A 7,038-nucleotide genomic window follows, 5' to 3' on the forward strand; every position below is an offset into this window, starting at 1 on the left:
TGGCCCCCGGCGACGATCGCCGGGGGCCATCGCCATCCCGGCCCCGGGAACGGCCCCCGGGGAGCGGCGGCGGGGAGCCGCGGCGGGGAGCGGCGGCGGGGAGCGGCGGCGGAGAGCGGCCCCGAGGAGCGGGATCGGGGGATCGATGGGGGTCGGGAGGGGTGGGATCAGCATGGCGAATGGAATCGCACGCGTGTGCGGATCTACCCTTGCGGCCATGCCGGGTGTACGCGTACTGCTGGCGGTCGTGCTGATCGTTGCGTCCACGGCGGCCTGCGGTGGCGACGACAAGACCGACGGCCGCGGGTCGGTGGCGGCTGCCACCTGGGCCGGAGCGGTCTGTTCCGCGCTCGCTCCCTGGCGCACCGAGATCGACTCGCTGATGACGCGGGCCCAGCAGCGGATGGACGCGGCCGCCAACGCGGAGCAGGCGAAGGTCGGCCTCCTGGAACTGCTCGGCGGCGCCGAGAACGCCAGCGAGCAGGCGCGTTCCAAGGTGGCCGCGGCCGGCGAGCCCGACGCGGAGAACGGCAAGCGGGCCGCCGCCGAGTTCGCCGACACGCTGCGTCGCACCCGCGACGCGTACGGCAAGGCGAAGCAGACGGTCACCGGCCTGCAGACCGCCGACCAGCCCAAGTTCTACGACGGCGTCACCGCCGCGTTCGGCCAGCTCGACAAGGAGTATGGAGCGCTCAACCTCGACAAGGTCAAGTCGCCGGAGTTGCAGAAGGCGTTCAACGAGGTCGAGGCGTGCAAGTAGCGATGGACACCCAGCTGTCGATCTTCGGAATCGAGGCGCACCCGCCCGGTCCCGGAGATCTCGACGGCCTGCTCGCGGGTGGCGGCCAGGTGGTGCGCCTGGGCGGGACGGCCCGGGTGTCGATCGTGGTCGACGCCGCCTGGCGGGTGCGGGTGCTGATCGCCGAGTTCACCCGGCGGGGCCTCGCCACGAGCTGGGACAAGGCGACGATCGAGGGTCATTTCGGCGTCCGCACGGCATACTCGTCGCGGCTCGCGCCGCTCGGTACGCGGTGGTTGCGCGGCGCGGTCAAGCGGCCGCCGCCCGACTTTTTCCTGGACGGCCAGCGCCTGCGCCTCTGGTGCGCCGCCGCGGGCCAGCCGACCGAGGACGGCGACGGCTACTCGCTGCACCTGGGTACGGAGGAGGAGTGCTGGAAGCCGGTCGGAAAGGCGCTGGCCATGGCCGGCCTGCCGGCCGAGTTGCTCGGGGTCAGGGCCGGCGGGCCGCTTTACCGGATCGAGGGACGGCGGAGGGTGGCACACCTGGCGGAGGTTGTCGGCGATCCGCCAGCCGACGTTCCGCCCGGAATGTGGCCGGGTAAGAAGGTGCAGGACGCAAAACCGGACAGCACTGTGCCCGTATCCTCAAAAAGCGCAAGAAAACGCGAACCCGGCAGCGGACGTCCCGCCGCAACCCCGCGAGAAGCCGTTTTTCCGGGCGAACCGGGGCTTTTCGACCTCTGATGTCCTCGGAGGACGCCCAACTGGCCTTACCTCGTTGAGCGACGGTGTACGGTGGCGCCGTTCGGCGTGCCGGATGCAGATATCACGCGATTTGGGGAGAAGAGTGGCGAACACCACGCGCTTGGTCATCGTCGAGTCACCGGCGAAGGCCAAAACGATCTCGGGTTACCTCGGCCCGGGGTACGTCGTGGAGGCGAGCTTTGGCCATGTCCGCGACCTGCCCCGCAACGCCGCCGACGTACCGGCGAAGTACAAGGACACGTCGTGGGCGCGGCTCGGCGTCGACGTCGACAACGACTTCGCCGCCCTGTACGTGGTCACCGCCGACCGCCGCCAGCAGATCCAGAAGCTGAAGAAGCTCACCGGCGAGGTCGACGAGATTCTGCTCGCCACAGACGAGGACCGCGAGGGCGAGGCCATCGCGTGGCACCTGGTCGAGACGCTGAAGCCGCGCGTCCCGGTCAAGCGGATGGTCTTCCACGAGATCACCAAGCCAGCGATCCAGGCCGCCGTCGCCAACCCGCGTGACATCGACCGCTCCCTCGTCGACGCGCAGGAGGCCCGCCGCATCCTCGACCGCCTCTACGGCTACGAGGTCTCCCCGGTGCTGTGGAAGAAGGTCCTGCCGAAGCTGTCGGCCGGCCGGGTGCAGTCGGTCGCGACGCGCATCGTCGTGGAGCGCGAGCGGCAGCGGATGAAGTTCCGTTCGGCCGACTACTGGGACATCGCGGCGACGCTGGCCGTCGAGGCCGGCAAGGTCGGCGACGGGCCGCGCACGTTCGGCGCCACCCTGATCGCGCTCGAGGGTGACCGCATCGCCACCGGCAAGGACTTCGACCCGGAGACCGGCCAGGTCCGCGTCAACTCCGGCGTGGTGCACCTCGACGAGCAGGGTGCCCGCGGCCTCGCCGCGCGCCTCGAAAATAGGCCGTTCGAGGTCACGCGCGTCGAGGAGAAGCCGTACCGGCGCCGGCCGTACGCCCCGTTCATCACGTCGACGCTCCAGCAGGAGGCGGCCCGCAAGCTGCGGTTCTCGAGTGAGCAGACGATGCGGGTGGCGCAGCGGCTGTACGAGAACGGCTACATCACCTATATGCGAACCGACTCGGTCAACCTGAGCGAGTCCGCGATCACCGCCGCCCGCCAGCAGATCCGCGACCTGTTCGGCGACAAGTTCGTGCCGCCGCAGCCGCGCCGGTACACCGGCAAGGTCAAGAACGCGCAGGAGGCGCACGAGGCGATCCGCCCGGCCGGCGACTCGTTCCGGACGCCGGGCGACGTCGCCAACGAGCTCAGGGGCGACGAGTACCGCCTGTACGAGCTGGTCTGGCGCCGCACGATCGCGTCGCAGATGACCGACGCGGTCGGCAACTCGACCTCGGTGCGTATCCGGGCCGTGTCGACCACCGGCGAGCAGGCCGACTTCGGCGCGTCCGGCAAGACGATCACCGACCCGGGCTTCCTCCGGGCGTACGTCGAGTCGTCCGACGACGAGGACGCCGAGGCCGAAGACGCCGAGCGCCGCCTGCCCACCCTGGCGAAGGGCCAGCCGCTGACGGCCGAGGAACTGCGCGCCGCCGGTCACACCACCCAGCCGCCGCCCCGCTACACCGAGGCGTCGCTGATCAAGGCGCTGGAGGAGCTGGGCATCGGTCGCCCGTCGACCTACACGTCGATCATGAAGACCATCCAGGACCGCGGCTACGTGACGAAACGCGGCCAGGCCATGGTGCCGAGCTTCATCGCGTTCGCCGTGGTGACGCTGCTGGAACGGCACTTCCCGCAGCTCGTCGACTACGCGTTCACCGCCGGCATGGAGAACGAGCTCGACGACATCGCCGGTGGCGAGGCGGCGGCGGTCGACTTCCTGCGCTCGTTCTACTTCGGCGGCGAGCTGGGCGGCGAGGGCTCGGTGTCGCGCTCGGGCGGCCTGAAGCGGATGGTCACCGATCAGCTCGGCGACATCGACGCCCGCGGCATCAACTCGATCCCGTTGTTCGACGACATCGTGGTGCGGGTCGGCCAGTACGGTCCCTACCTGCAGCGCGGCGACGGCGACGAGAAGAGCGACCGGGTCACCCTGCCCGACGGCATCGCTCCCGACGAGCTGACGCCGGAGAAGGTCAACGAGCTGTACCTCGGCGGTGGCGGCGGCGAGATCAAGCTCGGTGAGGACCCGGTCACCGGCGAGCCGGTCGAGCTCAAGTCGGGCCGGTACGGCCCGTACGTGCAGAGCGGTGAGCGCAAGTCGTCGCTGCTGCGGTCGATGTCGCCGGAGAACCTGACGCTGGCCGACGCCCTGAAGCTGCTCACGCTGCCGCGCGTGGTCGGCATCGCCGCCGACGGCGAGGAGATCGTCGCGGCCAACGGGCGCTTCGGGCCGTACGTCCGGAAGGCCAAGGAGTTCCGCTCGCTGGAGAGCGAAGAGGCGATGTTCACCGTCACCATGGAGCAGGCGGAGGCGATCCTCGCCGAGCCCAAGGCCAGGGGACGCCGCGCTGCCGCCCCGCCGCTGCGCGAGATGGGCGCCGACCCGCTCACCGAGAAGCCGCTGGTCATCAAGGAAGGGCGGTTCGGACCGTACGTCACCGACGGCGAGTCCAACGCCTCGCTGCGACGCGGTCAGACGCCGGAGTCGCTGACGCTCGACGAGGCCAGCGAGATGCTGGCCGAGAAGCGGGCCAAGGGTCCGGTGAAGAAGACCGCCCGCAAGGCGACGAAGAAGGCGGCACCGGAGAAGGCCACGGTCGGCGCGGCGAAGAAGACCACGGCGGCGAAGAAGACGACGACGGCCGCGAAGAAGACCACCGCGGCGAAGAAGGCGACGCTGGCCAAGAAGGCAGCACCGGCCAAGAAGGCGACCGCCACGAAGCGCGCCCCGGCGAAGAAGGCCGGGTCCGAGGCGGACTAGGTGGACGGTGGCCTGGTCGTCGACCGGCAGGAGGCCGGTGGGATCCGGTGGGAGTCGGCGCGACGCCCACCCGATCCCCGACTGGCCGGGCTGGTCGACGGTGTCACGGGCTACGCCGAACACGCCGACGGTCCGGTGGTCCGGCGCACCACGCCGCACCCCGCCGTGACGGTGATCCTGAACCTCGGCCCGCCGATCGCGGTACAGGGTCGCCGCCTCGACACGTTCGTGGCCGGCCTGCACGGCACGTGGGGCACCACCGAGTTCGCCGGCAGTCAGCGCGGCGTCGAACTGCGGCTCACGCCCCACGGCGCGCACCGGCTGCTCCGGATCCCGCCGGGTGAGCTGGCCGATCAGGTGGTCGAGTTGCCGGTGCTGGACCGGGTGGTCGACAGGCTGGCCGACGCCACCGACTGGGCCACCGCGCTGGATCTCCTCGACGCCGAACTGCTGGCGCTGGCCGACGACGGCCCGGAGCCCGATCCGGCCGTCCAGTGGGCGTGGCGGGCCATGCGGGTCCGGCACGGTGACCTCCGGATCGCCGACCTGGCCGACGAGATCGGCTGGAGCCGCCGCCACTTCGTGGCCCGGTTCCGGGCCGAGGTGGGCCTGCCGCCCAAGGTCGCGGCCCGGATGCTGCGCTTCCACCGGGCCAACCGCTTGCTCGTCCGCGGCGTGCCGGCGGCCGTCGTGTCGGCCGCATGCGGCTACACCGACCAGAGCCACCTCGTGCGCGAGTTCCGCGCGCTGGCCGGTGTGACCCCGGGCGCGTTCGTCGCCGAACTCGACCCCGAGCAGGTCACATTCCTCCAAGACAGCGAACCGGTCGAACTCCTAGCGTCGGACGCATGAGCATCTACCCGACCCTGCGGTACACGGACGCGAAGAAAGCGATCCGGTTCCTCGTCGACGCGTTCGGCTTCACCGAGAAGTCGGTGATGGAGAACCCGGACGGCACCGTCGCGCACGCGGAACTGGAATGGCCCGGCGGCGGGCTGATCATGCTCGGCCAGCGGCGCGCCGGGCCGAACCCGTTCGACAACGGCCGAACCGTCACCTATCTCGCCCTCGACGACCCCGACGCCCACCACGCGAGAGCCGTCAAGGCGGGTGCCGAGATCATCCAGGACCTGGTCGACCAGGACTACGGCTCCCGCGAGTACGCCGCGCAGGACCCGGAGGGCAACGTCTGGAGCTTCGGCACCTACCGGCCCTAGGAGAGCAGGCGGTCGACGAACGGCGACCGGAACACCCCGGCGGGGTCGATCCGGTCGCGTTCGGCCGCCCAGTCGGCGAAGCGGGGGTAGGCGGCCCGCAACCGCTCCCCGGAAGCGAAGTGCATCTTGCCCCAGTGCGGGCGCCCACCGAGGTCGAGGCAGATCTTCTCGAACTCGCGGAAGTACGGCTCGTGTGGCATCCCGACGAACTGGTGGACCGCCACGTACGCGCTGTCGCGGCCGTGCCCGTGCGACAGCCACGGCTCGTCGGACGCGGTGAACCGCACCTCCACCGGGAACGCGACCGGGAACGGCAGCCCCTCGACCACCCCGCGCAGGCCCTTCAGCGCCTCGCCCAGCGCCGCCCGGGGCAGGCCGTACTCCATCTCGGTGAACCGCACCCGCCGCGCGGTGCAGAAGACCTCATGGGAGGTCGCGGTATAGGTCCGCGCGGACAGTGCCCGCGCGGACACCCTCATGAGGGGACGCGCGAAGCCCGGCACCCGGCGCGCGACCCGGCAGCCCGCGCCGAACACCGTGTTGGACAGGAACGAGTCGTCCAGCCAGCGCCGCCACCCGGGCAGCGGCGTGTCCAGCTCTGAAACCCGGTTGTTCAGCTTCACCTGCACCCGGCTCGTGTACGGGAACCAGTAGAACTCGAAGTGGTCGTTGCCGGCGATCAGGTCGTCGAGCCCGTCGAGCACCGGCTGCAGGGGTGACGGACGCTCCTCGGCCCGCAGGATGAACGCGGGCACGCACTCCAGCGTCACCGAGACGACCACGCCGAACGCGCCCAGCCCGACCACGGCGGCGTCGAACAGCGGCTCCCCGCGCGAACAGCTCACCGTGGACCCGTCGGCCGTCAGCAGGGTCAGGGCGGAGACGAACGACGCCAGCCCGCCGAAGCCGGCGCCGGTGCCGTGGGTGCCGGTCTGGATCGCACCGGTGATCGTCTGTGCGTCGATATCGCCCAGATTGGGTAGAGCCAGGCCGCGACTGTCGAGTTCCCGATTCAACCGGTTAAGCGTGATGCCGCCGGGAACCGTGACCGACGTGCCTACCACCTCTACGTTGATCGGCATACGCGTGAGTGCGATCCGCATGCCGTCTGACGAGGCGATAGGCGAGAAGGAATGGCCGCTGCCGGCCACCCGGACGCGAATCCCCCGATCGGTGGCGGTGCGGACCGTATCAGACAGTTCCGATACCGACTCCGGGGTAACAAAGGGCGCCGAGTCTGACACGTTGCCAGCCCAGTTCCGCCATGCGGGGCCGTCACCAGGCCGAGCAGCGTTCAATTCAGCGTCTTCCCGCCACGAATTGGGGACCATCGGACGTGACTACCGCTCCGATGCGCGGCGAGTCAACTTCTCAATCGTTATGCCGAGTGAGAGGGCCATAAACGGGAAGGAACGGACGTGACCG

Annotated in this window: 6 protein-coding genes; 5 read left to right on the plus strand and 1 reads right to left on the minus strand. The window is 70.4% G+C overall.

Features of this window, described 5'->3' with window-relative positions; all coding sequences use genetic code 11:
* Positions 1-217 precede the first annotated feature (217 nt).
* From Vau01_RS46250 to Vau01_RS46270, 5 genes are all read left to right on the plus strand, one after another.
* Positions 218-760: a hypothetical protein gene (locus tag Vau01_RS46250; protein ID WP_204006892.1), complete on the plus strand. Its 543-nt coding sequence runs from the start codon at positions 218-220 to the stop codon at positions 758-760.
* Positions 751-1,485 carry a hypothetical protein gene (locus tag Vau01_RS46255; RefSeq protein ID WP_204006894.1) on the plus strand — a complete coding sequence of 245 codons (735 nt, stop codon included), beginning with the start codon at positions 751-753 and terminating at the stop codon, positions 1,483-1,485. The genes Vau01_RS46250 and Vau01_RS46255 overlap by 10 nt, the downstream gene beginning before the upstream one ends.
* Positions 1,486-1,588: 103 nt before the next feature.
* Entirely contained in the window at positions 1,589-4,396 is a 2,808-nt protein-coding gene (topA, locus tag Vau01_RS46260; RefSeq protein WP_239152409.1) for a type I DNA topoisomerase, read from the plus strand.
* Complete coding sequence (locus tag Vau01_RS46265; protein ID WP_204006898.1) at positions 4,397-5,248, plus strand: helix-turn-helix transcriptional regulator; 852 nt, start codon at positions 4,397-4,399, stop codon at positions 5,246-5,248.
* Complete coding sequence (locus tag Vau01_RS46270) at positions 5,245-5,613, plus strand: VOC family protein (protein WP_204006900.1); 369 nt, start codon at positions 5,245-5,247, stop codon at positions 5,611-5,613. Before Vau01_RS46265 ends, Vau01_RS46270 begins: the two co-directional genes overlap by 4 nt.
* Here the strand turns inward: Vau01_RS46270 and Vau01_RS46275 are convergent.
* The gene (locus Vau01_RS46275; protein ID WP_204006902.1) at positions 5,610-6,944 is read right to left on the minus strand and encodes a D-arabinono-1,4-lactone oxidase; all 1,335 of its coding nucleotides are present in this window, start codon (positions 6,942-6,944) and stop codon (positions 5,610-5,612) included. The two genes, Vau01_RS46270 and Vau01_RS46275, sit on opposite strands and share 4 nt — an antisense overlap.
* Between the last annotated feature and the right edge of the window lie 94 nt (positions 6,945-7,038).

The organism is Virgisporangium aurantiacum (genome assembly GCF_016863635.1).
Taxonomy (GTDB): Bacteria; Actinomycetota; Actinomycetes; order Mycobacteriales; family Micromonosporaceae; genus Virgisporangium; species Virgisporangium aurantiacum.